This window comes from Cerasicoccus frondis, assembly GCA_031296915.1.
GTDB classification, from domain to species: domain Bacteria; phylum Verrucomicrobiota; class Verrucomicrobiia; order Opitutales; family Cerasicoccaceae; genus Cerasicoccus; species Cerasicoccus frondis.
Genome location: JAVDPC010000019.1, coordinates 121,994 through 145,350, shown reverse-complemented (window position 1 = coordinate 145,350; position 23,357 = coordinate 121,994). Strand labels below are relative to the sequence as shown.

Annotated in this window: 19 protein-coding genes; 9 read left to right on the top strand and 10 right to left on the bottom strand. The window is 54.7% G+C overall.

Annotation, left to right across the window (positions count from 1 at the left end; genetic code table 11):
- Positions 1-99: 99 nt before the first annotated feature.
- From RBB63_RS15405 to RBB63_RS15375, 7 genes are all read right to left on the bottom strand, one after another.
- Positions 100-489, bottom strand: a complete 390-nt coding sequence (locus tag RBB63_RS15405; protein WP_309385860.1) for a four helix bundle protein — start codon at positions 487-489, stop codon at positions 100-102.
- Positions 490-548: 59 nt separating this feature from the next.
- Complete coding sequence (locus RBB63_RS15400; RefSeq protein ID WP_309385859.1) at positions 549-1,916, bottom strand: NAD-dependent succinate-semialdehyde dehydrogenase; 1,368 nt, start codon at positions 1,914-1,916, stop codon at positions 549-551.
- 144 nt (positions 1,917-2,060) lie between these two features.
- Positions 2,061-2,807, bottom strand: coding sequence for a deoxyribose-phosphate aldolase (deoC, locus tag RBB63_RS15395; protein ID WP_309385858.1), 747 nt, complete (start codon positions 2,805-2,807; stop codon positions 2,061-2,063).
- Between the two features lie 27 nt (positions 2,808-2,834).
- A complete protein-coding gene (locus tag RBB63_RS15390; protein ID WP_309385857.1) occupies positions 2,835-3,596 on the bottom strand; it encodes a GntR family transcriptional regulator in 762 nt (253 codons plus the stop codon).
- A gap of 74 nt (positions 3,597-3,670) precedes the next feature.
- Entirely contained in the window at positions 3,671-6,187 is a 2,517-nt protein-coding gene (locus tag RBB63_RS15385; RefSeq protein WP_309385856.1) for a hypothetical protein, read from the bottom strand.
- Positions 6,188-6,217: 30 nt separating this feature from the next.
- On the bottom strand, positions 6,218-7,672 hold the full coding sequence (locus RBB63_RS15380) for an L-fucose/L-arabinose isomerase family protein (RefSeq protein WP_309385855.1): 1,455 nt from the start codon (positions 7,670-7,672) through the stop codon (positions 6,218-6,220).
- A gap of 13 nt (positions 7,673-7,685) precedes the next feature.
- Positions 7,686-8,417 carry an IclR family transcriptional regulator gene (locus RBB63_RS15375; protein ID WP_309385854.1) on the bottom strand — a complete coding sequence of 244 codons (732 nt, stop codon included), beginning with the start codon at positions 8,415-8,417 and terminating at the stop codon, positions 7,686-7,688.
- A 230-nt stretch (positions 8,418-8,647) separates the two neighbouring features.
- Here RBB63_RS15375 and RBB63_RS15370 point away from each other — a divergent pair, with 230 nt between their 5' ends.
- The 4 genes from RBB63_RS15370 to RBB63_RS15355 all read left to right on the top strand — a co-directional run bounded on the left by RBB63_RS15370 (position 8,648) and on the right by RBB63_RS15355 (position 13,583).
- Positions 8,648-9,409, top strand: coding sequence for a class I SAM-dependent methyltransferase (locus RBB63_RS15370; protein ID WP_309385853.1), 762 nt, complete (start codon positions 8,648-8,650; stop codon positions 9,407-9,409).
- 59 nt (positions 9,410-9,468) lie between these two features.
- Positions 9,469-10,803: an HlyD family secretion protein gene (locus RBB63_RS15365; protein ID WP_309385852.1), complete on the top strand. Its 1,335-nt coding sequence runs from the start codon at positions 9,469-9,471 to the stop codon at positions 10,801-10,803.
- A complete protein-coding gene (locus RBB63_RS15360) occupies positions 10,712-12,352 on the top strand; it encodes a DHA2 family efflux MFS transporter permease subunit (RefSeq protein ID WP_309385851.1) in 1,641 nt (546 codons plus the stop codon). Before RBB63_RS15365 ends, RBB63_RS15360 begins: the two co-directional genes overlap by 92 nt.
- Before the next feature lie 232 nt (positions 12,353-12,584).
- The gene (locus RBB63_RS15355; RefSeq protein WP_309385850.1) at positions 12,585-13,583 is read left to right on the top strand and encodes a hypothetical protein; all 999 of its coding nucleotides are present in this window, start codon (positions 12,585-12,587) and stop codon (positions 13,581-13,583) included.
- Here the strand turns inward: RBB63_RS15355 and RBB63_RS15350 are convergent.
- Together RBB63_RS15350 and RBB63_RS15345 are read right to left on the bottom strand one after the other, a co-directional pair.
- Entirely contained in the window at positions 13,567-14,064 is a 498-nt protein-coding gene (locus tag RBB63_RS15350; RefSeq protein WP_309385849.1) for a hypothetical protein, read from the bottom strand. The genes RBB63_RS15355 and RBB63_RS15350 overlap by 17 nt on opposite strands.
- A 50-nt stretch (positions 14,065-14,114) precedes the next feature.
- A complete protein-coding gene (locus RBB63_RS15345; RefSeq protein ID WP_309385848.1) occupies positions 14,115-15,938 on the bottom strand; it encodes an OPT family oligopeptide transporter in 1,824 nt (607 codons plus the stop codon).
- Positions 15,939-16,097: 159 nt separating this feature from the next.
- Between RBB63_RS15345 and RBB63_RS15340 the strand changes: the two genes are divergently transcribed.
- The 5 genes from RBB63_RS15340 (at position 16,098) to RBB63_RS15320 (ending at position 22,251) form a co-directional block, all read left to right on the top strand.
- Positions 16,098-16,427, top strand: a complete 330-nt coding sequence (locus RBB63_RS15340; RefSeq protein WP_309385847.1) for a hypothetical protein — start codon at positions 16,098-16,100, stop codon at positions 16,425-16,427.
- Between the two features lie 152 nt (positions 16,428-16,579).
- Positions 16,580-17,293, top strand: a complete 714-nt coding sequence (locus RBB63_RS15335; RefSeq protein WP_309385846.1) for a LamG-like jellyroll fold domain-containing protein — start codon at positions 16,580-16,582, stop codon at positions 17,291-17,293.
- A gap of 108 nt (positions 17,294-17,401) precedes the next feature.
- The gene (locus RBB63_RS15330; protein ID WP_309385845.1) at positions 17,402-19,177 is read left to right on the top strand and encodes an N-acetylglutaminylglutamine amidotransferase; all 1,776 of its coding nucleotides are present in this window, start codon (positions 17,402-17,404) and stop codon (positions 19,175-19,177) included.
- Between the two features lie 117 nt (positions 19,178-19,294).
- Entirely contained in the window at positions 19,295-20,995 is a 1,701-nt protein-coding gene (gene ngg, locus RBB63_RS15325) for an N-acetylglutaminylglutamine synthetase (RefSeq protein ID WP_309385844.1), read from the top strand.
- On the top strand, positions 20,992-22,251 hold the full coding sequence (locus RBB63_RS15320) for an osmoprotectant NAGGN system M42 family peptidase (RefSeq protein ID WP_309385843.1): 1,260 nt from the start codon (positions 20,992-20,994) through the stop codon (positions 22,249-22,251). Before ngg ends, RBB63_RS15320 begins: the two co-directional genes overlap by 4 nt.
- A gap of 6 nt (positions 22,252-22,257) precedes the next feature.
- On the opposite strand, the gene RBB63_RS15315 is transcribed toward RBB63_RS15320, so the two are convergent.
- On the bottom strand, positions 22,258-23,253 hold the full coding sequence (locus tag RBB63_RS15315; RefSeq protein WP_309385842.1) for a hypothetical protein: 996 nt from the start codon (positions 23,251-23,253) through the stop codon (positions 22,258-22,260).
- Positions 23,254-23,357 lie beyond the last annotated feature (104 nt).

The window sequence follows — 23,357 nt, the reverse complement described above, 5'->3', positions numbered from 1 at the left end:
CCATGCAAAAGAGCATGAATGGGCTCTCCGAAAAAGTACAGCTTATTTTGAGATAAACTTCGCTGACACCACACTAGAGAAAAGATGCAGTTGCTCTAGCTACGAAACTTGAAGGCGGTTGCGGATCAGTTCGTTGGTGTTTGCAGACTGAATCATACCGTTCAGGATGCGCGCCATCTCGGACAGATGACGTTTGCCACGAATCGCGTCGCCTGACTCCATCACATTGCGTGCGACCATCATGTCCAGCACCGCTGAGCAGGCCAGGACTTGGCTTTTGGCGGCGTCGAAAGCCTTGACTCGTTCGCTGGCGGAATTTTTTCCCAGTGCGGCCACGATGTGAATGGGGATCGTGTTGGAAATGCTGTCCAACTGCTCTGCCAGGCCTTTGCGGCGTGTGTCCCCCTCGATGAAATTTTCTACCATGACTACCCAGTCAATGCCGAGCTGGTATACCTTTGCTGTTTCGTGTGGGAAAAAATTACTCATCGCGCTTCTTGGGTCGTAAATTATCTAGGGGAAGAAGTATCTGTTGAAATAACAAGTCCTCAAGCCAAAAGGACGGTCTTGATGTTGACAAACTCTTTAATGCCATAGTGGGACAACTCGCGTCCATAACCGGATCGTTTCACGCCGCCGAAGGGCAAGCGCGGATCTGATTTTACGAAATCATTGATAAATACGCAGCCTGTTTCGAGTTTCTCCCGAGCAATTTTCAAGCCGCGTTCATGGTCCTGCGTGAAGATTCCGCCGCCCAGGCCATATTCGCTGCTATTGGCAATGCGGATCGCGTCGGCCTCGTCCGATGCTTCAATGATGGATAAGACTGGGCCAAACATTTCTTCATCATAGGCAGGCGATCCGGGTTGAGCCCCCGAGAGGACCGTTGCCGGATACCACGCCCCAGCTTGCTCGGGAATTTCGCCGCCAAGGAGCAACTTGGCCCCAGCTTTGACGCTTTGGCGCACTTGTTCATGTAATTCATCACGCAGGTCAACGCGCGACATGGGGCCGAGTTGGGTTTTCGGGTCCATCGGATCGCCCATCGACAAATCCTTCAGTGCTGCAACCACCTTTTGTTCAAATGCTTCGCGAATTTCGGGGAGCACGATGACTCGCTTAACCGAAATGCAGCTTTGCCCGCCGTTGAGCATGCGTCCGGCGACTATTTTTTCGGCCGCAAGGTCCAAGTCTGCGTCCTCAAGGACAATGTAGGCATCCGATCCACCCAGCTCGAGCACGCACTTTTTGATTTGGGAGCCCGCCATGGCCGCCACTTTCTCACCAGCGGCAGTCGAACCGGTCAGGGTCACCGCGCTGACAACTGGATGGGCGATCGCTACGGCCGCGCCATCAGTGCCGATCATTAAGCTGCGGAACACGTTCAGGGGAAAACCTGCTTGCTGGAAAATGGCTTCAATCGTGAGTGCGCACTGGGGGACATTGGAGGCATGCTTCATGACGACCGCATTACCAGCCATCAATGCGGGCGCCGCAGCGCGGAATACCTGCCAGAATGGAAAGTTCCACGGCATGATGGCGAAGACGCATCCCAAGGGTTGAAAGGTTGCAAAGGCTTTCGCTCCGGCGCTCTCAAGGGGTTCGTCTTGCAGGAAAGCGGCGCCATTTTCAGCATAGAATTCGCAAACCGTGGCGCATTTTTCCGCTTCGGCAATGGCCTCTCGGATCGGCTTGCCCATTTCCAGGGACATGGTCTTGCCGTAGGCTTCTTTGTTTGCGCGCAGCATTTCGGCTGCTTTAAAGAGACATTGGGCGCGGTCTTCGAACGTGCTTTCTCGCCACTTTTCTGCATCTGCCTTAACCGCATCCAGAATGCGCAGTATTTCTGCAATGTCCATTGCCGGAAATTCGCGGACTAATTCGCCGGTAGCTGGATTAATGGATTGGAGGGGCATGAAAATGGCAATCTGTTTCGTATGAGTCGGCTTCAGCAAAGTAGTGTGCCAACCTTGCGTCAACTCTTTGACTCGAAGTTTGCCAGCTTTCTTGAATAAAAAAAGCGGCAATGCGCCGCTTTCTGTTACATTTTCGTGGCAAAGTCAGGGAACGGCCTGAAAAATTGGCAGGGCGCCAGAGAATCCTCGCTCGAAAGCCTCGTCCAGCATCGCCTTTGTCGCAGTGGCCCCAATGCGGGTGACGCCGATTTCGCGCACGGCCAGTAAGTCGTCCAGAGTGCGGACTCCGCCAGCTGCCTTTATTTGGATGTGTTCCGGGGTATGCTTACGCATGAGCTTCAGGTGTTCCAGGGTTGCGCCCTGGTAGCTGTATTTGCCATCGTCGCTTTTTACAAAACCGTAGCCGGAAGACGTTTTAACAAATGCGACATCGACTTCCGCGCAAAGGTGGCACAAGCGAATGATTTCTTCTTCGGTCAAAAAGTCGTTTTCGAAAATGACCTTCAGGATCGATCCTGCTCCGACGACAGCTTGATTGATGAGGTCGATCTCACGCTGAACGTAAGCCCAATCGCCACCTTTCACTTTGCCATTGTTGACGACCATATCGATTTCCTTAGCGCCAGCCAGCGCGGCGGATTCCGCTTCGATGACTTTGATGCCAGTGGTGCTATTTCCGTGGGGAAATCCAATCACCGCGCAGACCATGACATCGGTTCCGGCGAAAATATCGAGCGCCTGCCGGATTGAGTAAGGCTTAACGCAGGCGGTGGCGACGTTGTAGTCGCGTGCTAATTCGCAGCCCGCTTGGATGTCTGCATCCGTCATGGTTGGATGCAGCAGGGAGTGGTCAATCATTTTGGCCAGTTCGTTAATCGAGGGTTGAGTCATGGGGGAATGGGTATGCGTTTTTCTTTATCAGGAAATTTGTTGAAGGAACGTTTCGCGCAGGCGGAGGCTGAGTCGAGGAAATGAGGCTAGGTCCTCTGCGGAGTGGCGCACTTCGAAGCATCCCCCATTATAGTGAAGCAATTGCAACCAGATTGGGGCGTTGTCTGAGTCAAAGGCAGCGCCATTCAAGCATAGCGTTGGCGATGACATCTTGGTTTCTTTGGGCGGTAATTCCGCGCTGAGCGTGGCGTCTTCCCTCGTGGCGTGGAGACCGTAACGCTCTCGGCAAACGGCGTAGAATGATCCTTCCAAGTCTTTGGATTTCAAGCGCGGGTAGCGTTTGCCTGGCAGCCAGCGTTTTTCATGAATGACAAGATGACCATTCAACAATCGCTGCCGCTCTACGCAGATGACGCGGTCTTTATTGGCGAGCAACAGTTTGTCACGAATTAACGCATCGACATCGCTGTTCGCATTGAATGCGGTGACCTTGGTCTCAGGCGTTAAGCCATTGGCTCGCGCAAAGTCGGTAAAGCTGTCCAACTGGCGCAGCTCGGAAAACAGGGTCGGGCGTTCGGCGACGAAACAACCTGCGCCACGTCGAATTTCCAGCCAACCCTCGCTGACCAGCTTGGAGAGCACTTTATTCACAGTTGCACGGCTGACGCCATATTCTGCCGCCAGTTCCCGTTCCGATGGAAAGCGCGCTCCAATGTCCCATTTGCCCTCCGCCAGCTGCTGTTGGCACAATTCAATGAGTTGGACGTAGATGTTACGCGTTTCGATCATGTTTGGTAAATTGGCTAGTGGCCTAGCCACTTGTCAAACGAAAATATCACGTTAGCTAAAGCGATGCGGTTTAATTACCATTCAAACAAGATGGAGTCGGTTACAGGATGAACGGTAATGCAGGGGCCGAAGGGCGTTTCTTCAATCACTGGCTCCACAAACTCTCCAACGAAGTATGGAAAGGTTGGGTTAAGCAAAATGCGGATCTTATTGATGTGACCAGGTTCGACTAGAAACTTAAGCTCCGTGTCTTCGCATCCTGAGATGACCACTCGACGGTGGACGCCGTGCATGAGTTGGGGGGCCTCCAGGCACTTGATCACGCCCCTTTCGGTTTTTGCAAAGAAACGTACTTCACTGGTCCAGGCGATTTCTCCCGTTATCTCTGCGGCGCCGTCCGAAATAATGGTGGTCTGGTTCATCCGTAGGGGCGCACCTAGAGGGAGACGCACAGAGAGCACTGCATTCTCGTCTCGGCTGTGCCCCGAAAGGACATACGCATTTTTCCAACGATGAACAGTTAGGTAGGGTGGGCGTGATTCGTTGAGGGTTTCGTCACTGTCAATGAGCCACCCGAAAGCGCCCAGGCAATTACGTAGTAATCTACCTGCGGGATAATATTTAGTCCGATCCATCGGTTTTAGAATGGGGCCTTTGATCGGTTGTGGTTTGTCGGGATTATACTCAGCGGTGCTCAGCGGGGCGCGTGTCCAGGCTAGGCGTCCGCCGGATGTTTCCGTAACGATCATTGCCGTGCGCCGTTCTTTGCCTTGGACAGCCTCAGCGGAGATCGCATGCGTTGCTTTGCGATGCAAAGTTTCCGTCCAGGCGCCTCCAGATAGAAAACTGGTGTGGCGAATGATGTTGCCGCTATCAGCGGTTTCCAACTTCGAACTTTGCAATACAAAGTCACCATCAAGAGGTTCCGTGAGTTTAAGGCCAAGTAGGTCCAGAAATACTGAACCTGGTAGTATCGGTCCATAGAGCATGAGGTCGAAGTCATCACTTAGTAGTTCGACTAGATCGCTTTCCAGGCGTGAGCCGGGAGCTGGTGCTGGCGTAACCAATACTGCATCTTGCTGGCCGCTGGCAGCAATCGCGGCCTTGAGATGCTGAGCGTCAACAACCGTGTTGAGGGGCAAGCCTTCATTGATTGCCGCGCCGATATACGCGTCGGCGTGTAGCGTAATGTCGGGTCGGCTTCTGGCCGTTTCGTGAAACTCATCGAAGGGATAAACCCAGAGGAAAGGGGCAGGAGCGTCGGGCGCCTTTTCACGTGCTTTTAGAATGTGCGCAATCACTTCATTGGGCACGGAAAGCGGCATCTGGCCGTAGGAGTCATCGACGGTTAATAGGGCGAGGTCACGCGGTATTTCAACCTTGCCCTCAGCGGTTAGGCGACTGACGGATGTTGGTAAATAGATGTCGTGAGGTTGGCGCGAATAGCGGTCGAGCCACGGGCTATTCAGCCACCAGGGATCGTGAATGTAGAAGCGAAATCGAAATGTATCTCCGGGATGTCGCACGATATGGCTCATCCAGCCGGAAAGCTCCAAACCGAAGTCGCCATCCAGTGCGGCCCAGGGAGAGTTTACAGGAGCGTCGAGACCGAAACTGCCTTCATAAATCTGTTTGAGAGGCGAGGCGTCCGAGCCCAGATCAATGCCTGTTGCGAGATTGGTGCCGCGGGTGCGGATATGGAATTGTCGTGGAAATTCCGCGCGCAGGTCTTTCCAAAATTGCAATACCCGCTGCTGTATTCCGTCGTAACGATCTGTATGGTATTGAGCTCCATCAAAGACTTCGCCCACCAGAGCCCAGGGCTCCAGTGAGAAGCCAAACCCATTGGACAACCACAAAAAATCGAAGCCTATGTCGACGAAGAATCGATTGGCCTGTTTACCGAGGAATGTGCCGAATCGAGTTCGGTCGGGGATGCCGTTCGGGTAGGCTGCATAGGCGCGTTGGTCTCCATCGAGAATCGCTTCACAAGAGACGAACTCATCTTTGAAGACAGGACCGTCGCCCAGGATTTCACGATGCCATTCAAACTTGAAGCGCGACTTTGCAAACTCGGGGCCGATGTCAAACGTTTCGCCCACCAGTATTTTTTTACCAGTCATGGCTGCACCAATGCGTTTAATGTCGGCGACTAGCTCGCGCAGCCAGGCGAAGTTAAATACCGCTGGGTTTTGCCGGTATAGGTAGGCGCGGGCATGGATGCCAATGCGCTCCGGATCGCCAGCAAAGACATTGCCGCCGATCCCCGCATGATCAGGGTCTTTGTCGGCGTCTTCGGCTTCCACGAGTTCAAAGCCGCGATGTCGATTCGGGGCTCCGTGATATTTGGCCCATTCAAACTCAGTCTGAGGATTGCCGTCATACTCCAGTATTTCCGAACCTTCCGCGATCCAGAGCATTACCGAAATGCTTTCAGCGTGGCGGGTCAGTGCGTTCCATTGAGTAAAGACTTCGCGGATGACGGCCTCTCGCGTTTCCGGACTGTTGTCGACGAATGGCTTGAGCGACATTTCCAACTGCACATCGCGCCAGGGGTAGCCATCGGGGTAGGGGAATAGTTGGTGGGGCATCGGAAGCTTTGTATCGCAAAGTTCAATCGATCAGGCTTTGCGGACGACCACCGCTTCGATGCCCAGCGTTTCGGCCAGCGTCACCAAGGTGTCGGCATGGTGGCCGATGCCAAGCGCGAAGTGGTGCGTTGGCCCTTCGCGAACCCAGTCGATCAAGAACTTCCGCACATCCTTGCCGAAGCGCCCATGGGTGTTGGTGTTGCCAGTTGGGGGGATGGGACGCCGTTCGGATTCTCCTTCGGCAATGACAAACTTGAACTTGCCTTGCGCAGTCTGTCCGATGCTCATCATCGTGATGGGACCTTCTTTAATCTGAAATTCAACACCCGCGCCACTGCCTGGTTTGCCATGATATTTCTTTAGGCTGCGTAGGACGGGTTTGCCTTCGGCGATGTTGATGTGGTGCGGCCCGTCATGTCCTACCAGGACGGTGTCTTGCTCGAAATCGACCGGATGGAATTCCGCAAAACTTCCGCCGATGTCAAGCCGGTCAAAAATAAGCATCGCGATACAGTTTTTGATGTCGAACTCGCCGCACATCGGGAAGCCTGCGCCCTGAAGCAGTGAATTGCCAACAATGAGGTTGGTGACCATCTTACGTAAGTCGGAACCGGGCTCGCCTTCGTAGTAATACGCGAGGCCGGTGAGTTCGTATTCCTCAATGAGGCCATCGAGCGCAACGGCGCATTTGGCGGCTTCGTGGAGGTCCGCTTCGGTGAGCTTTTCGGTCAGCGGATCGCTGATGGGATCTGGCGTGTCAAAGAAGCCCAGGATGATTTTTTTCTTCTCTTCAATTTTAACAGCATCTGCGGATTGGTAATGTCGATAGAGATCGTGCGGCTCGATGAGCGGCACATGGCAGCCAAATGCGGTGGTGATCGCTGCCGGGTCGGCGTGCATGTCGAGCATCGACTCAAGGACGTGGCCCATGAGGCCAACTCGTCCTTTGCGGAGATCGTGTCGAGCCTTGGCAATGCCGCACCAACGCGCTAACTCTTCGTCGACAACTGGGTCGTCATTTTCGTGACCAAGGATGATGTGGGGAGCGGGTTTTCCAAAGCGAATTGCGACGCCAGTAAACTCTGGGACCGAGCAGTAATCGTCGTTGCACAACTGCATGTAGGTAGTGCCATTGGGATAGTCCATCGCAGACATGGGTTGCATCGCGACCAAGACAATCGGGCAATCGATTTCGCGCACGATGCACCCAAAGGTAGAGGACGTGGCGTAAGTCACCATGTCGACGAAAAGCACGTCGAGGTCGGCGGCTTTGATTCGAGGAAGAGCTGAATACGAGCTCTTCGCATTATCGACGAGGCCGAAGTCCTCGACTTCGACTTCATTGGCTTTAAGGCGGTTGACCAGGACATCCTGCTTGCGGCGCATTTCGTCCAGCAGGCCGTCAAACTGAGCCCAGTATGTGTGGTGGCCTACGCCGATAACGCCGACTTTGGCGGTGAGGGGTTTTATGCGGGGGATGCTCATAGATGATTTCAGATTAAAACTGTTTGCTGATCTTCTGCGCGACAGAGGAGAGGCCTTTCACCATGTAGGCGCGGCGCTCATCGTCCCAACGATTCATTGGCACGCTGCACCCCAGTGCGCAGACGAATGCCCCCTTGCGATCAAGGACGGGCGCTCCCAGTGCTGCGACTCCGCTGTCTGCGAGGTTGACCATTTCTGCCAGGCCGTCAGCGCGGATTTTGCTTAGAACCCGTTGGTAGTCCGCCAACTCAGTTCTGCTCCATTTCCGGGTGTTTGCGTAGTGCTCTAGATATTCCGGACTCTGCCAGGCGAGCACGACACTGCCTGAAGCCCACAAGTGGGGATTTTCAATGACGACTTCGCCGTGACGCACGGTCAACGGATGGCTTCCGGTAAATTCGAGCAGGATACGCGCTTCGCCGTTGCTCATCGTCTGGGCGATCAGGGTCTCTCCTAACTGATCGTGGAATTCTTTAAGTGCTCCACGTATGGATTGCCGCAACGTGGCGAGTGGATCGATTTGCTGACAGAGTTTCGCCAGGGCCTGTCCTGGATGATAGCGACGGGTATCCAGATCGAAATGCAAGTAGCTACGACCTTGTAGTGTTTTTAGCAACTGTTGTGCGGTCGGCGCCTTGAGCTTTGTTTCACGCGCCAACTCTCGCACACCAATGCCGTTTAGGCGGTCTACAACTATTTCCAACAAGGTGAGCGCGCGCTCAACAGACTGAACAGTGTTTGGCATAAATGAACACTGTTCAGTTTAATCAAACGTTTGCAAGGATTTAATTTATGGAACCAAACTTTGTTTTCCGGGGTTTAATTATGACGAATAATTGGAATGAAAAGCGTGCCTTACGGCTCTTGTAGATGGGACTTTCTTCCCGCGATCAGGAGAATTAGAAATTTTTATTCCCATTGATGACGATTGGCTTGCGCCCGTTACAAAGCATGATAGCCTAAAGCATATTTCCCATGAGTGAGCCAACCCAGCGTTTCAGTCAGCGCGTAGATGATTATGCGAAATACCGTCCCGGATATCCAAGCGCCGCTGCGGCAATTCTACGTGATGAGTGTGGATTGCAGCCTGGAGCGCCCATTGCCGATATCGGAGCAGGGACAGGCATCTTTTCACGTTTGCTGCTGCGCCAGGGTTTTCGCGTAATCGGCGTTGAGCCCAACCGCGAAATGCGCGAAACGTGCGCGCGTCAACTGCGGTGCTATCCCTTGTTTCAAAGTTGGGACGGACGCGCGGAAGAGACTGGTTTGCCGGACCGCACCCTTGAGGCGGTTAGTGTGGCGCAGGCGTTTCATTGGTTTGACCAAGCGGCGACGCGTCGGGAGTTTCGTCGCATTCTGAAGCCAGGTGGCTGGGTTTACATTATCTGGAACCATCGTCGGATGGAAGGCTCTGCTTTCCAGCGGGCCTTTGAGTGCCTTTTGGAAGAGTTTGGCACAGATTACCATTCGGTCGACCACCGTGGGCCATCACGACAGGACTTTTCGGAATTCCTGGGCGACAATCCAGTTGAGTCCCGTATTTTCCCTAATCGTCAGGAGTGCAATTGGGAACAACTGCGCGGGAGATTGTTGTCCTGCTCTTTTGTGCCAGCGCCGGGGGATCCCGACTGTCTGCCAATGTTGCGCCGTCTGGAGCAGATATTCCTCAAGCACCAGCTCGCCAATCGCGTTACTTTGGAATACGACACCCGGGTATTCTGGGGACGTATGGGTTAGATGGCGGATTGGGCAATTGAATACTTGCCCGTAGTACACTTTTTCCGCATCAGTTATGCATGGCGGAAAATTCGAAGCAAGAAACCGCGGCTACACCTACTCGCTCAAAGTTTAACTGGTTGATCTGGCCAGTGGCTGTTCTGGGCTTGATTGGCGCTGGCGTCTATTCCTATCAGCGCTACCAGTTTGACCAACTGCACATTGTCACGGATAATGCCCAGGTCCAGGGGCAGATGATTAAAATCCTGTCTCCGGAACGTGGATGGTTGACGCAAGTTACGGTGCAGGAAAATCAGCCGGTTAAGGAGGGCGAGCTCTTGGCCGAGCTGGAAAACCGCTATTATAAGCTTGAGGTCGAGCGAGCGCAGGCGCGCTTAAACGCATTGGTCGCGCAAAAGGGAAGTGACACCAATGCAGGCCCAGGTGGCGGCTTGGCGCAGGCAAAGCTAGCGACCGCCAAGGCAAATCTCGAAGTCATTCAAGCTGAGCTCGCGGAAGCTCAATCCAGTGCAGATCAGGCCAATGACAAGTTGACCCGCGTCAAAAGCAGTCAAACCAGCGCCTCGTTTGTTCAAGCGCAACTGGATATGGCGACGGCGACTTCCAATCAAGCCAACGCCAAATTGCTCACCTTGCAAAAGGAAGCCTACGCCGCTCAACAGCAGGTGCAGGAAGCAATGGCGAATGCGCAGCTCTTGGACTACAACATCGAAGAGGCGAAGGCAGAGTTGGCGCAAGCACAGGTGAATTTGGACTCCACGGAGATCAAGGCTCCCATCAGCGGCAACGTTGCACAGCTAAAAGTGAACCCTGGCACAACCGTTGAGCAAAGCCAGTACCTGATGACAGTTGTCTCCTATGATGATAAGTGGCTCGTTGCTAACATTAAGGAAACTCAATTTGAACGTATCTTTATTGGTGATTTGGTCGACATCACCATTGATGCTTTTCCTGGCACGGATTTCAAGGGGGTGGTGGACAGCATGGCGCCTGCCGCCGGGAATCAGTTCAGCATTATTCCTCGCAATTACGCCAGTGGCAACTTCATCAAGGTTGAGGCGCTGATACCGGTTGTCATTCGCTTTACCGAGCCGAGTCAGGACGTCGCGAAACTTGTGCCAGGCATGAGCGCGGAAGTAAATATCTCCATCGACCCCAAGCGCAAGTGGTCCCCGATGACAGATCCATCCAAAGCAAAGAGCGAGGATAACACGGACGGCGTAACCGCTGCGCCTCAGAGTCCAAAGCAAGACGCGAACTCAGTGGCAGGAGCGGTCCCGACCCCCGATTCGTCAACAGACGATGAGGCTAAGGACGATTCCTCGACCGATAAAACGTCGACGAATACTACCGACGCCAAAGCCGAATCAGCCCAAACTGCGCATGGTGGGTGAGGAGCAGGCTGCCGATCCCCGACGTTACTGGATTGCGTTGGCGGTGACTCTGGCTTCGTTGGTCGAGGGGTTGGATACCTCGGTTGTCAACGTGTCGGTGCCACAGATGATGGGGAGCCTGGGCGTGTCATTGGACGCAATTGCCTGGGTGTCCACTGGGTATATTTTATCGAATGTTATCATCATTCCGCTGACCGGTTGGCTTGCGGCGCTTTTTGGTCGTAAACGCTATTTTACGGGTTCATTGGTGCTCTTTACAGTGGCCAGCTTTATGTGTGGCCATGCGGGAACGCTGGAATCGCTGGTTTTCTGGCGCATCGTTCAAGGCATAGGGGGAGGGGCCTTGGTTGCGACGTCTCAGGCGATTTTGTATGAAGTTTTCCCGCCCAAAGAGCACTCACGCGCGATGGCGGTGTGGGGCATGGGCATTATGGTTGGTCCGGCAATGGGTCCGGTGTTGGGCGGCTATTTGACTGAGCGGCTTTCCTGGCCTTGGATCTTTTACATCAATATTCCCATTTGCATTTTGGCGTTGGTCATGGTGGTCATGCTGGTGCCCGACTCCAAATATCGCGAGAAGGTCAAGCAGGTCGATTTCCTTGGCCTCGTGCTGTTGGCGATTGGCATTGGCGCCTGCCAAATGCTGCTGGAGGACGGCAATCGAATTGGTTGGTTTTCATCGGTTGCCGGCTTGGAACTAGGTGGGCTCACCTTGTTTTGTTTGGGGCTGTTCATCTGGCGTGAGCTGACGTTCGGCAGCCCGGTGGTTGACTTACGCATTGTGGGCAATCTGCAGTTCACGGCCTGCTGCATTTTCACTTTCGTCCAGGCTTTATGCACGTTGGCAATTGTGTTTGTAACGCCGCTTTTGCTTTTGGATCTGATGGGGTATACCGCGCTGGAAACGGGGCTGATCATGCTGCCGGTGGCGGTGGGGACGAGCTTGGTGATGTTCGTTGTCGGCAAGATTTCCCACCGTTGTAATCCCTATGCGCTCATCTTCATCGGTGTGGCGATTTTCCTCTATGCGATGTGGCGCTACAGTTACTTCGACGCGTTGACGCCAAAGACTGCTTTTACCTGGCCGCTGCTCCTGCGGGGGATCGGGCTTGGGATGATTTTTGTGCCGCTCAACGCTTTAGCTGTGGCCGATTTAACGCCGGATAAGCATGCGGCTGCGACGGGCCTGCTCAACCTTACGCGCCAGTTTGGCGCCAGTGTTGGCGTGGCTGTGGCCGCAGCGGTGTTAGGCTCAATGCAGGGTGAGTTCGAAGCGAAGATTGTCGACGCCTCAAGCTCTGGGTCGCCCGAACTGACTTACACTGGACAACAGGTCATGGGGGAGCTTCACTTGGAGGGCATCACCGATCCGACTGCGCATTTTATTTCCATCCAGCTTCTGCAGAACTACTCACATCAGCAGGCAACGAGCATCGCATTTGACCGCATCTTCACCATCTTCGGTTTGGCCTTGGTCGTGGCGCTCCCACTAGTGGTGTTTATGCGGAAAAATCCTGACCGCAGCGCGCCAGCGCCCTCCGCCCACTAGCAAACGTCCCGTTGCATCCATAAAGTTGCCCATCGGACAAATGGCTTGGACTGATCTTTCTTTTTTCGAGAGAGAGGCATTGGTCGAATTTGTAACTTATTCCTTGGTTAGTACTGTCATAGCGATTGTTTCATGATCTTTATCTCAAAATATGAAGGTTCGGTTGTGTTCTATTGACGATTTCTCATGGTTGCATTTTATTCAGATTACCTGCTAAACACACTTTGCTACTATGTTTAAATTCCTTTCGATGTTTACAAAGGCATTGGGCTCGCCGGAGCCTAATTTCACGTGCCGCAAGTTTATTGCGGATCCCGATGCACCGCAGACACTGCATTTTTTCATCTCTCGCAGTTGGGATCAGTTCGAAGAAAAGTTGATGAATCTGTCGTTCATTCGTCAGTATCATTCGCTGGAAATGCTCATAGAGCACACTGGTTTCGATCACTTCTTCGGACTCTATAAAAAGGAGCGCGTGGAGAGCCCATTGATTCCTTTCATCGAGGGGCACGAGCTTGTGCGCCGGGCCTATCAGCACCGCGGGACTGCTGTCTCCTCGATAACATCGAATGAACAGTTTGAAAGCTTTGGCCGTATTCTGGCTCGAGCTGAGGAGGTCAATCTGAAGGCGGCGCAAGTCTATCCAGGCAATCCGATTGTATTTTTTAATTTGATTCTGGGTTTTGGTGGGCGGCGTATGGATGAGGAGACGCTGCTCATTCTGTGCGCAAAGATGGAGCGGGCCTCGGCTGGCTTTTACCCGGGGATCAATCAGGTGATGACTTTTCTGGCGCCGAAGTGGGGCGGTACTCGTGAGTCGATGTTTGCGTTCGCGCGGGACAAGGCCTCTGGGCCCGAGCGCGGCAGCTTCCTGACGACTCTTATCGCCAATGCCCACATCGAAGAATGGGGCCAGCTCTTACTCGAGGAAAAGAAAGAAGCAGCTGCCCAATACTTCAAACGACCGGAGGTCTTTCAATCGCTGGCCGAGGCTTATCAAAAGTCTCAGCCGTTCACGGATAATGTTGAGCCGTGGCAGCATGCGCGCTTCTACAACTCGTTTGGCTTCTGCCTCCAAATGATGGGACAGTCGGAAGACGTGGCCTTTGTCATGGAAAAGCTTGGGACTGCGGTCACGCAATTTCCCTGGCATTTCCTGGGCGAGTCGCCAGAGCAGACGATTTACTCCGTGCGCCTGAACGCGGGCCTCAACCCTAATCCGGACAAGTAGCGGCGCCGCATTGGCGCTCAGCGTGCTTTTTACGGTCCAGCGAGGCGCTGGTTAAGAAGACGAGCCGGGTGGTGGAGGCGCTGGCTATGCCAGGCGGGGTTTCCGGGTAGATGGACACATGGATTTCGCCGTGGCGGTCGATTTCTCGACGGAGAGTAAACGTTCCTTTGCCAGCCTTGATCGCTATGATTTCCCAGTCCTGCCACACGTGCTTACCACCTTTTTCGCGGGACGAAATGGACAGGCCCAACCGTGCGTTTTCTACGGACGCCAACGTATAGTCTCCGGTGACTTCGATGACGCTATCGATGGCCAATTCCTCGCCTTGGACTAAGCGAACGGACTTGATCGTGAGCGTGTCCTCCGGAGCGTGGACGTAGGAGATCGTTTTAAATGAGAGTAGGGGAGTGGCATGAGCGAAGCCAGCCGCGAGCAGCAAGATGAGGTTCGTGACGGCCCTTAAATACTTCTGAGAATGCATACTGTATTCGTATCATTTTATCAGGCAGTCGGGAAGCGGGTAATGCCTACCTATTTTTTGAGAAAATGCCCGATGAACTCTGGGATGGCTTCGAGCACGCCAGCCAGCGATTCACCGGCAACGAGGCCAGCGGCGATGACAATGACGTATTTTGCCGCCCAGTGCTTGTTGATCAGCTTGGCTAGCTCGCCGATCATTGAGCCAATGAACATGGCCAAGTTGATGAACGGCGGGATGATCAACGCGAAGCCGAGAGCCGAGGCGCTGGGGACGAATTTCTTGTGCTTTTCCGGCACCATGGCTTCGGCGACGGCCAGGGCAATGCCAATGATGAGCGCAATCATCATCGCCTCACGGGCGCCCTCGGGCACGGCGTGAAAGCCTTCGGCGAGAACCTCGGCTATGGTTTTCCATGCGGCGACTGCGGGCGCCGGCCATTGCTCGGTGAGCAGTTGAGTTTGTGGATCGGGGATCAGTATTTTGTAGGCGGCGCAGCCAGCGATGGAGCCTGAAATAATGCCAAATACCTGTGCGATAGCCTGCGCCTTCATGTTTGCGCCGATGAGCTTGCCAGTCTTTAAATCGTGCAGCATGTCGGAGCATTGGCCCGCAGCGCCACCAGTCACATTGGCGGCCATGAGATTCGTCGTCATGTTGGCGGGGGCGAGGAAGCCGAAGGTGACCTGCGTGATTTTGCCCAGTGCGCCAATTGGTGGAATGCCCGTCTCGCCGGAGACGCGGCCCGCGATGATCGCCAAAATAAACGACAGCGCAAAGGCGATGACGCCGAGCCAGATCGGGATATCGAAAAACGCCTTTTGCGCAATGACGCTCAGCAAGAGGGCAATGGCGCAGCCCGCGATGAACCAACTGCGCGGAAAGTGGCGTTCGCCGCCGGGTTCGTAGTCCGCATTGTCGTCAACTGCGGCGGCTTCAGCGGCGGATTTAGCCTGCTGCTTTTGCCAGAAGATACGCGCCAGAGAAATGAAGAATGACATCAGCGCTGCGGCAGCCATGAGCGTGACGCCAGGCCAGATGGTCCATTCGTAAATCTTGCCATACCAGGCGCCGTCGAGCGCGGGTTCGATCCAGCCTTCGGCGAGGAGTTTTTCCGGCAGCATCATCCAGCCGATCAGTGTGCCGAGCAGCAGGGAAACGCCGACCCGCGGGCCGACAATGGCGCCAAAACCGTAGAGTAGCAGCGAGGGCTGAAGCTCTACGCCTAGCGAGCGGTAGCTGACGAAATCCAAACCTTTCTGGATGACGTTTTCGCCCGGCTTGAAGCCCCAGCTCTCAGGCAGTCCCCGCGATGGGATCGTCCAGTTTTGCGGCGCGAACGATTGGTAGAGTTTCACGCCGCCAGCCAACAACCCGGCGCTGAGCAGCAGTTTAATGCGGAACGCGGCCTCTTTGCCGTGTGCGTAAATCTCGGTGATCGTCTCGGCAGTGGCGACGCCGTTAGGGAAAGGCAGGTTGTCTCGGTCAAGCATTTGGCGGCGGACAGCCAATGCGCAAATTATGCCCGCAAAGCTGACGACAAACACCCAGGTAACCAGCATGGGGTAGTGAAAAGGCTCACCAGTGATCAATTGAAGTGCGGGGATCGGCGCCACGAGGCCGGCGGAGAGTATCGATGCGGCGGCGGAGGCGGCCGTCTGGTTAATGTTGTTCTCCAGGAGTCCCCAGCGTGGGCCTTTGCCGAAGTGCGCGAGACTGTTCCAGAAGGCGTAGCTGACGAGCGCCGCGGCGATCGACATATTGAATGAAAAGCCAATCTTCAGGCCAGTGTAGATGTTGCACGGGGCCAGCAACGCGCCCAGCAAAAAGCCGGTTGCGATGGCGCGCACGGTGAGTTGTCGTTCCGGGGAGGCCATGCTCTGGATATTGGACGATGTTGCAGAATGGCAAGGGCTTATGTCAAATAATTAGGTTTTAGAATATCAGTTTAATCCCTAAAAGGCTATTTTTATTTTTTAATGACTTGTTGTAATAAAAATATTTCAATTATGAGTTGATTGTGCATACTTATAAAAATGCTACGTTTAAAAAAATCTCAGACACCCATGCTTGTGGCGATACTGGCAGCTTACATTATGCTGGTATTTGCTACTGGATATTTAGCCTTCTTTCAGGAAAGATATAACCCGGCTGCTGACTTAGGTGAGAAAAACATAAAGCTTTTACAAGACCCTACTGTTGCGAATCACATTTTGGATGCTATCCGGGTAGAAAGCTCTGCTTTTAAGGCGCGAAAAGAATTGGCGGCCCAATCTTTCAATGTCGTCCTCGGAGCTCTATTGGGATTTCTGTCGGCTACTGCTGTGGCAACTTCTCAGAAAAATGCTGAAGGGACTGGACCGTAAGAAAGAGTGGGCGAAGCCGATGACTAGATCGTCTCAGAATTCTTGCTGTCTCTATTTATTGGTTTAGCTTCTAGACTTTCGAATGCTTTATTTCATAATGTAGCGTTATAATGATAAAGTTTCTACTTACTAGCCAGATTTTTGGGGCTTTAATGTCAAGCGCAGTTGTGCCAATTCATTACTTCCCGTTTGATAACAACACCAACGACATCGTGGGGGGTGTTACGGGGACGGTTAATGGCAACGTCACGCAGACGACTGGCTTTACGGGAAATGCTTACTCATTCGATGCCGCTAGTTGGATAACTGCGTTGATTGACATTAACTCTTCCGTTCTGCCTTCGATGACCATGGGCGCCTGGGTGCAGACCAATCTAGCGAGCGGTGCACGGCAGGTGATATCCCACGACAACGGCGCATTTGATCGCAGCTTAGGACTCGATCCCCGCGGCTCGGGCCCAGCGTATGGCTGGGCGACATTTAACGGGACTGGCGTTCTGGGCAAGACCGACGCTACGTTGAACAACTGGACGTTTGTCGCTGTGTCCTATGATATGTCCAGCAATAGCACCTTGCTCTACACTTACGATTATTCAGTGGGGACGGTACAGACTTTGAGCAGTGGCTATTTTAGCGACAGCGGCATGACTTACATCGCCATTGGCACGAACCCCGGTTTGACCGGTGAAGCTTTCAGCGGAATCATAGATAATGTTTTTATTTATGATCAGGCGCTGACCGAGACTGAGCTGGACGATGTCCGCATCAACGGTGTCCAGGGCGTGCCCGAGCCTTCGACCTATGTGCTGATGGCGCTGGGAGGCGGCTTGGTGTTTTATTGGATGCGACGTCGCGCGCGTGGTTGAGGATTGGGCAAAAAAGCCCATTAGCCTTTGACACCCTGCATGGTTTTGAGGATGGTCTTTGCGACCCTGCGCCAACTCCAACTATCTTGGCGCGGCTACCTATAAGTTATGTGTGGAATTGCAGGAGAAATGCGTTTTGATGCGCAGGCGCCCGACACGGCGGCTGTTGCGCGAATGATGTGTCAGATGGTCCCCCGGGGCCCTGATGGTAATGGCATGGTTGTGCGGGGCCCCGTCGCCTTGGGGCACCAACGCCTGAAAATTATCGACCTCTCAGAGGCGGCGCAGCAGCCGATGGTCGACTCGGAGCACGGGCTGACCATTGCCTTCAACGGCTGCATTTACAATTATCCGGAGCTGCGGGAAGAGTTGATCGGCAAAGGCTATCGATTTTTCAGCCACGGCGACACGGAAGTCATTCTTAAGGCCTATAAGGAGTGGGGCGCCGACTGCGTGCAACACCTCAACGGCATGTTCGCGTTTTCGATTTACGAGCGCGACACCGGTCGCCTGATTATGGCCCGTGACCGCGTGGGCATTAAGCCGCTTTATTATTCGAAGGCGCCGGGCCGCCTGCGTTGGTGTTCCAGCCTGCCGGGCCTCGTCGAAGCGGGCGATGTTGACACCTCGCTCGATCCCGTTGCGCTGAATTACTACATGTCGTTCCACTCGATTGTGCCGCCCGAGCGCACGATCCTGAACGGCATTAAAAAGCTGCCGCCCGCCACGGTGGCCGTGGTCGAGCCCGATGGCACGATGACGCAGTCCACCTACTGGACGCTCGAATACGGCGCGACCGAGGAACAGCAATCCTGGACCAAGGACCAATGGGAAGACGCCACTCTCGATGTGCTGCGCCGCGCGGTGAAACGCCGCCTCGTGGCCGACGTGCCTGTGGGCGTATTGCTGTCAGGCGGCCTCGACTCCAGCTTGATCGTAGGCCTGCTCGCCGAGCACGAAAGCCAGCAGATTAATACTTTTTCCATCGGCTTCGAGACCGTGGGTGACGAAGTCGGCGACGAGTTTAAATACTCGGACATCATTGTCGACCGCTTCAAGACGAGCCACCACAAGCTGCACATCGATTCGCAGAAGGCGTTGCCCGCTCTCAAGGATTGCATCGGGCAAATGTCCGAGCCGATGGTCAGCCACGACAACGTCGGTTTCTACCTGCTTAGCCAGAAGGTCGCGCAGCACGTAAAGGTGGTCCAAAGCGGGCAGGGGGCCGACGAGATATTTGGTGGCTATCACTGGTATCCGCCGATGATGACCGCGACCGATCCGCTGGAGAGCTACAGCAAGGCGTTCTTCGACCGCGACTTCCCCGACTACCAGCAGCTCATGCAGAGTAAGTGGGTGCAGGAAGACTACGCCCGGGATTTCGTGAAGGCGCACTTCTCGATGCCGGGCGCCGAAGCGCCGATCGACAAGGCCATGCGCCTCGATGCGCTCGTGATGCTCGTCGACGACCCCGTCAAGCGCGTGGACAACAACACGATGGCCGCCAGCCTTGAAGCGCGCGTGCCGTTCCTAGATCACGAGGTGGTGGAGTTCGCCGCCCGTGTTCCCCCGGAGCTGAAAATCCAGAACGGCGGCAAATACATTTTGCAGGAAGCCGGGCGCAAGGTGATCCCGCACGAGGTGATCGACCGGCCGAAGGGCTACTTCCCGGTGCCAGCGCTGAAATACCTGCGGGGGCCGTTCCTCGACTTGGCGCGCGACGCCGTGCTCAACGACACCGCCAAGCAGCGTGGCCTCTTCCAGCCCGCCTACGTGGAAAAGCTGCTCGCTGATCCCGAGAAGCACATCACGCCGTTGCGCGGTTCTAAGCTGTGGCAACTCGCGTTGCTTGAGCTGTGGCTGCAAACCCATGGCGTCGGTTAAAAGCAATCTCTCATGAATAAATCGCTCTCGTTGTCGTCATCGCAATCGCTATCGAAGGCTGTTCGATGACGAAAGCGAATCCGATCGCGACATCGATTTTCCCACACCTCTCTACCAATGGAATCTCTAAAAACTGAACCCGGCACCATGCTGCAATGTGGCTGGGGCCGACTCATCTTTGCGGACACGTTTCCCAAGCCGGAGGCGCTGGCTGACGCAATTCTCTCAGAGCATCAGGATCAGCGCGATATTGCGCTTTATATTGTGGATCCGCATCTGGTGCTCAACTGCGCGCCGCAGCAGATATTCCTTGATCCGTCGAACACCTACCGGCTTAACATGGCGAACTACCAGCCATCCGATAAGCAGCCGATCGGGTTTTCGGTCAAGAAGCTCGAGCACAAGGAGCAACTTGACGAGATTAACCGCATTTATTCCACGCTCAAGATGGTGCCACTCAAGACGGACTACGTTTGGGAAAACCGCCACGCCGAGCAGTTTACGTTTTTCATCGCGGTTAAGGACGAGACTGGCGATGTGCTGGGCGTCGCGATGGGCGCGGATCACCAGGCCTGCGGCGAGCACATGCCCAATAGCTGTAGCCTTTGGGCGGTGGGCGTGGACCCGCAGGCAGAGTTGCCTGGCGTTGGCACGAGCCTGTGCCGCCACATTATCGAGCACTACCAATCGCTCGGCCGCGACTTCATGGACGTGTCCGTGATTCACGACAACGAGATGGCCCAGCGCCTTTATGAGAAGATGGGCTTCGAACGTTGCTACATCTTTGCCGCCAAGCGCCGCAACCGCATCAACGAGCGATTGTTCGTGGGCGCACCGGCGCCGGAGGGCTACAACCCATACGCGGCAATCATCATCAACGAGGCCCTGCGCCGCGGCATTGCGGTGGACCCGATTTCGCCCGAGCGCAATTACTTCCGCTTGAGCCTGGGTGGTCGCTCGGTGACTTGCTGGGAATCATTGACGACGATGACCTCCGCCATCGCGCTCAAACGTGCGGAGGATAAACAGTTTACGCACGAAGTGCTGGCCAAGGCAGGCCTTTCGGTGCCCGACCAAATCATGGCCGACGATCCACGCAAGAACGTGCAATTCCTCAACCGGCACAAGAGCGTGGTCGTTAAGCCAGTTGCGGGCGAGCAGGGGCTCGGCATCTCCGTCGATGTGCGCTCGCAGGAGACACTCGAAAAGGCCGTAGAGAAGGCTTGCGAGCACGGGGAAAAAGTCATCATCGAGCAGTATGTGGAGGGCCATGATTTACGCGTCATCGTGATCAACCAGGAGGTCGTTGCTGCCGCGATTCGCCGCCCACCGACTGTCATTGGCACTGGAGAGCTGACGGTGCGCGAACTCATCGAAAAGCTGAGCCGTCGCCGCTCCGCTGCGACTGGAGGCGAGAGCAAGATCCCGCTGGACGAAGAGACCGAGCGTTGCGTCAAAATGGCGGGCTACACACTCGACGACATATTGGAAAAAGAAGAGGTCATTGCCGTGCGCAAGACGGCCAACTTGCACACCGGCGGCACGATCCACGACGTCACGGACAAGCTCCACAAGGTTCTGGCTGAGGCGTCCATCCGCGCGGCGACGGTGCTCGAAATGCCGGTTGTCGGGCTCGACCTGATGGTCAAGGCTCCGGATCAGCCGGACTACGTGATCATCGAGGGGAACGAACGTCCTGGTTTGGCCAACCACGAACCCCAACCGACCGCCGAGAAATTTATCGATTTCCTCTTCCCACAGAGCATTATACCCAATGGACCGCAACCTGTGGACGAAGAAAATTTACCCACTGCATGAGCAAAGCAAAAGTCACAGAAAAGAAAGTTGAGAAGTCCGTCACCAAGGAGAAAGCGCCCAAACCGGCCCCCTTGCTGATCGACGAAGTTTACCTGCAGCAAACGCTGCTCAAGCTGCTGAGCATTCATAGCCCCAGCGGCTACACCGACCCCATTGTGCGTGAGCTTTGCCACGAACTCGATGCGCTCGGCCTGAAGTATGAGCTGACCCGTCGCGGCGCCGTTCGTGCGACTTTGCCTGGGCGCGCCTACAGCCCCGACCGCGCCATCGTTGGCCACGTCGACACGCTCGGCGCCATGGTCAAAGGACTCAAGGACAATGGCCGCTTGCGCCTTGTGCCGCTGGGCACCTGGTCCTCGCGCTTTGCCGAAGGCGCCCGCGTTTCCGTTTACACGGACAAGACCGTTTACCGCGGCACGATTCTTCCGCTGAAGGCCTCGGGGCATGTTTACAATGAGGAAATCGACACCCAACCGACCGACTGGGAGCACGTTGAACTGCGCCTGGATCAGGACTCCGCGTCCGCTGCTGACTTGGAAGAGCTTGGCTGCCAAATCGGCGATTTCGTGGGCGTGGATTCCGGCGCCGAATTCCTCAGTAATGGCTACCTGAACTCGCGTCACCTCGATGACAAGGCAGGTGTCGCCGCGATGCTGGCTGCCGCGAAATACATCAAGGAGCACGATATTGAATTGCCAGTGGAGTGCCATCTGTTGTTCACGATTTCGGAAGAAGTCGGTTCCGGCGCTTCGGCGATTTTGCATGGTGACGTGGCCGAGCTCGTGTCTATTGACAACGGCACCTGCGCACCGGGCCAGAACTCAAGCGAGAAAGGCGCGACGATTGCGATGGGCGACTCGTCCGGTCCCTTCGATTACCACCTGACGCATCACTTGCTCAATCTCTGCAAGAAAAACGTGATCAACCACCAGCGCGATATTTTTAAATACTACCGCTGCGACAGCGCCTCGGCTTTAGAGGCTGGCAACGACATCCGCACGGCGCTGGTCACTTTTGGCCTCGACGCGTCGCATGGCTACGAGCGGACGCACATTGATTCATTGATTTCGGTGACGCAATTGATCGTGGCCTATGCTCAGAGCCACTTGGTTTACAAGCGTCAGAAGAAGAATCTGACTTCAATCAAGGACTTCCCGAAGGTCAAAGTGACCGATGTCGAGCTCACCCAGCTAGAGCAAACCGAGTCCACGGCCCAAGTCCCGCCCCCCGAGCGCCTCGCACCCAAGGCGAAGTAGGGGCGCTTATCGTTGCTTGGCGCGTTCGGCGATTTCCGCTTCGGTGGCTGGGCGGATTTTGGCCAGCATGGCGCAACTGATGATGCCCACATGCTCATTCCAGAGGCCCGCGCGATCAGGATCTTCGCCATCCATTGGAACGCGGTAGGCCTGTAAGTAAGGCTTCCAGCGGAGCGCATCATAGTCCGCGCGAATCATGCCTGGTGGCCAATAGTAGTTGCTGAATTGTTGTTTTCCCATCGAGACGTATTTCACTTGGTAGATTTTTCCCCAGGTATGAACTGTCCCGACGTCGCCGGAAGAGGTTGCTAAACTTACAAAATGGCCGGCGTCTTGGCGTCCGCCATCAAGACTCGGGAAATAGCTCAATGTTAGCACTACCAGGTTGTTTCCCTGTGTAGCTTGTTCCAGCCATTGAGTATCCGGCTTTGCCTCCCATTCGATATCAACACTGTATTCTGGTGAGTAGCGGTCGAAATATTCTCGTAGGCCTTTGTCTAAATTTCTCACATGTGTGCCGCCACTGGTGTCGCAAGTTCGGATGAGTCTCTGCATGGTTCGTGTTGCTTTTGTGTCCAAACTACCACTTGCCAAAATTTCCGGGTAGAGTTGATCTCCCCACCACATCATAAAATTCATCAGGGCAGATGGGCCACAAGTGCCATTGTTACGAAAGTCGTTTTGGTTGTAGCTTGGTATTAAGCTACGGTCCAATTCCTTGGTCGGATATTCAGGCTCTGGCGGGGCAGCTAGCGGTGGCAATTTCTTTGGCTTCTGCTGGTCGGCGATCCACTGTTGGTCGGCGTCGCTGAGTTGATTGAGCTGGAGCTCGAAAATGCGGAAATCGCTCTCACGGCGGACTTTAACCATTGCCTCATCGACTTCATAGAGCTCTCCGCGAAAGCTGCGCCCCTGACGATCTATCCATTCACGCATTTCTCCGCGCGCAACGAAAGCACTTAGGCAGAGGAGGGCGGTGATCAGTAAAGAACGAGATGGCATGTAGTGATTCCTATGAAATTTCACTGCGCGGTAAATTAAAATCTTTGCGTCCTCCTCAAGGTGGCTCTGCCAGAATAAGCCTTTACAAAGCCAGTAGCGTTCCT

Bases quoted from the DNA above. Each gene is read 5' to 3' on its own strand.
- RBB63_RS15405 (WP_309385860.1), bottom strand. From the start codon at position 489: ATGAGTAATTTTTTCCCACACGAAACAGCAAAGGTATACCAGCTCGGC.
- RBB63_RS15400 (WP_309385859.1), bottom strand. From the start codon at position 1,916: ATGCCCCTCCAATCCATTAATCCAGCTACCGGCGAATTAGTCCGCGAA.
- deoC (WP_309385858.1), bottom strand. From the start codon at position 2,807: ATGACTCAACCCTCGATTAACGAACTGGCCAAAATGATTGACCACTCC.
- RBB63_RS15390 (WP_309385857.1), bottom strand. From the start codon at position 3,596: ATGATCGAAACGCGTAACATCTACGTCCAACTCATTGAATTGTGCCAA.
- RBB63_RS15385 (WP_309385856.1), bottom strand. From the start codon at position 6,187: ATGCCCCACCAACTATTCCCCTACCCCGATGGCTACCCCTGGCGCGAT.
- RBB63_RS15380 (WP_309385855.1), bottom strand. From the start codon at position 7,672: ATGAGCATCCCCCGCATAAAACCCCTCACCGCCAAAGTCGGCGTTATC.
- RBB63_RS15375 (WP_309385854.1), bottom strand. From the start codon at position 8,417: ATGCCAAACACTGTTCAGTCTGTTGAGCGCGCGCTCACCTTGTTGGAA.
- RBB63_RS15370 (WP_309385853.1), top strand. From the start codon at position 8,648: ATGAGTGAGCCAACCCAGCGTTTCAGTCAGCGCGTAGATGATTATGCG.
- RBB63_RS15365 (WP_309385852.1), top strand. From the start codon at position 9,469: ATGGCGGAAAATTCGAAGCAAGAAACCGCGGCTACACCTACTCGCTCA.
- RBB63_RS15360 (WP_309385851.1), top strand. From the start codon at position 10,712: ATGAGGCTAAGGACGATTCCTCGACCGATAAAACGTCGACGAATACTA.
- RBB63_RS15355 (WP_309385850.1), top strand. From the start codon at position 12,585: ATGTTTAAATTCCTTTCGATGTTTACAAAGGCATTGGGCTCGCCGGAG.
- RBB63_RS15350 (WP_309385849.1), bottom strand. From the start codon at position 14,064: ATGCATTCTCAGAAGTATTTAAGGGCCGTCACGAACCTCATCTTGCTG.
- RBB63_RS15345 (WP_309385848.1), bottom strand. From the start codon at position 15,938: ATGGCCTCCCCGGAACGACAACTCACCGTGCGCGCCATCGCAACCGGC.
- RBB63_RS15340 (WP_309385847.1), top strand. From the start codon at position 16,098: ATGCTACGTTTAAAAAAATCTCAGACACCCATGCTTGTGGCGATACTG.
- RBB63_RS15335 (WP_309385846.1), top strand. From the start codon at position 16,580: ATGTCAAGCGCAGTTGTGCCAATTCATTACTTCCCGTTTGATAACAAC.
- RBB63_RS15330 (WP_309385845.1), top strand. From the start codon at position 17,402: ATGTGTGGAATTGCAGGAGAAATGCGTTTTGATGCGCAGGCGCCCGAC.
- ngg (WP_309385844.1), top strand. From the start codon at position 19,295: ATGGAATCTCTAAAAACTGAACCCGGCACCATGCTGCAATGTGGCTGG.
- RBB63_RS15320 (WP_309385843.1), top strand. From the start codon at position 20,992: ATGAGCAAAGCAAAAGTCACAGAAAAGAAAGTTGAGAAGTCCGTCACC.
- RBB63_RS15315 (WP_309385842.1), bottom strand. From the start codon at position 23,253: ATGCCATCTCGTTCTTTACTGATCACCGCCCTCCTCTGCCTAAGTGCT.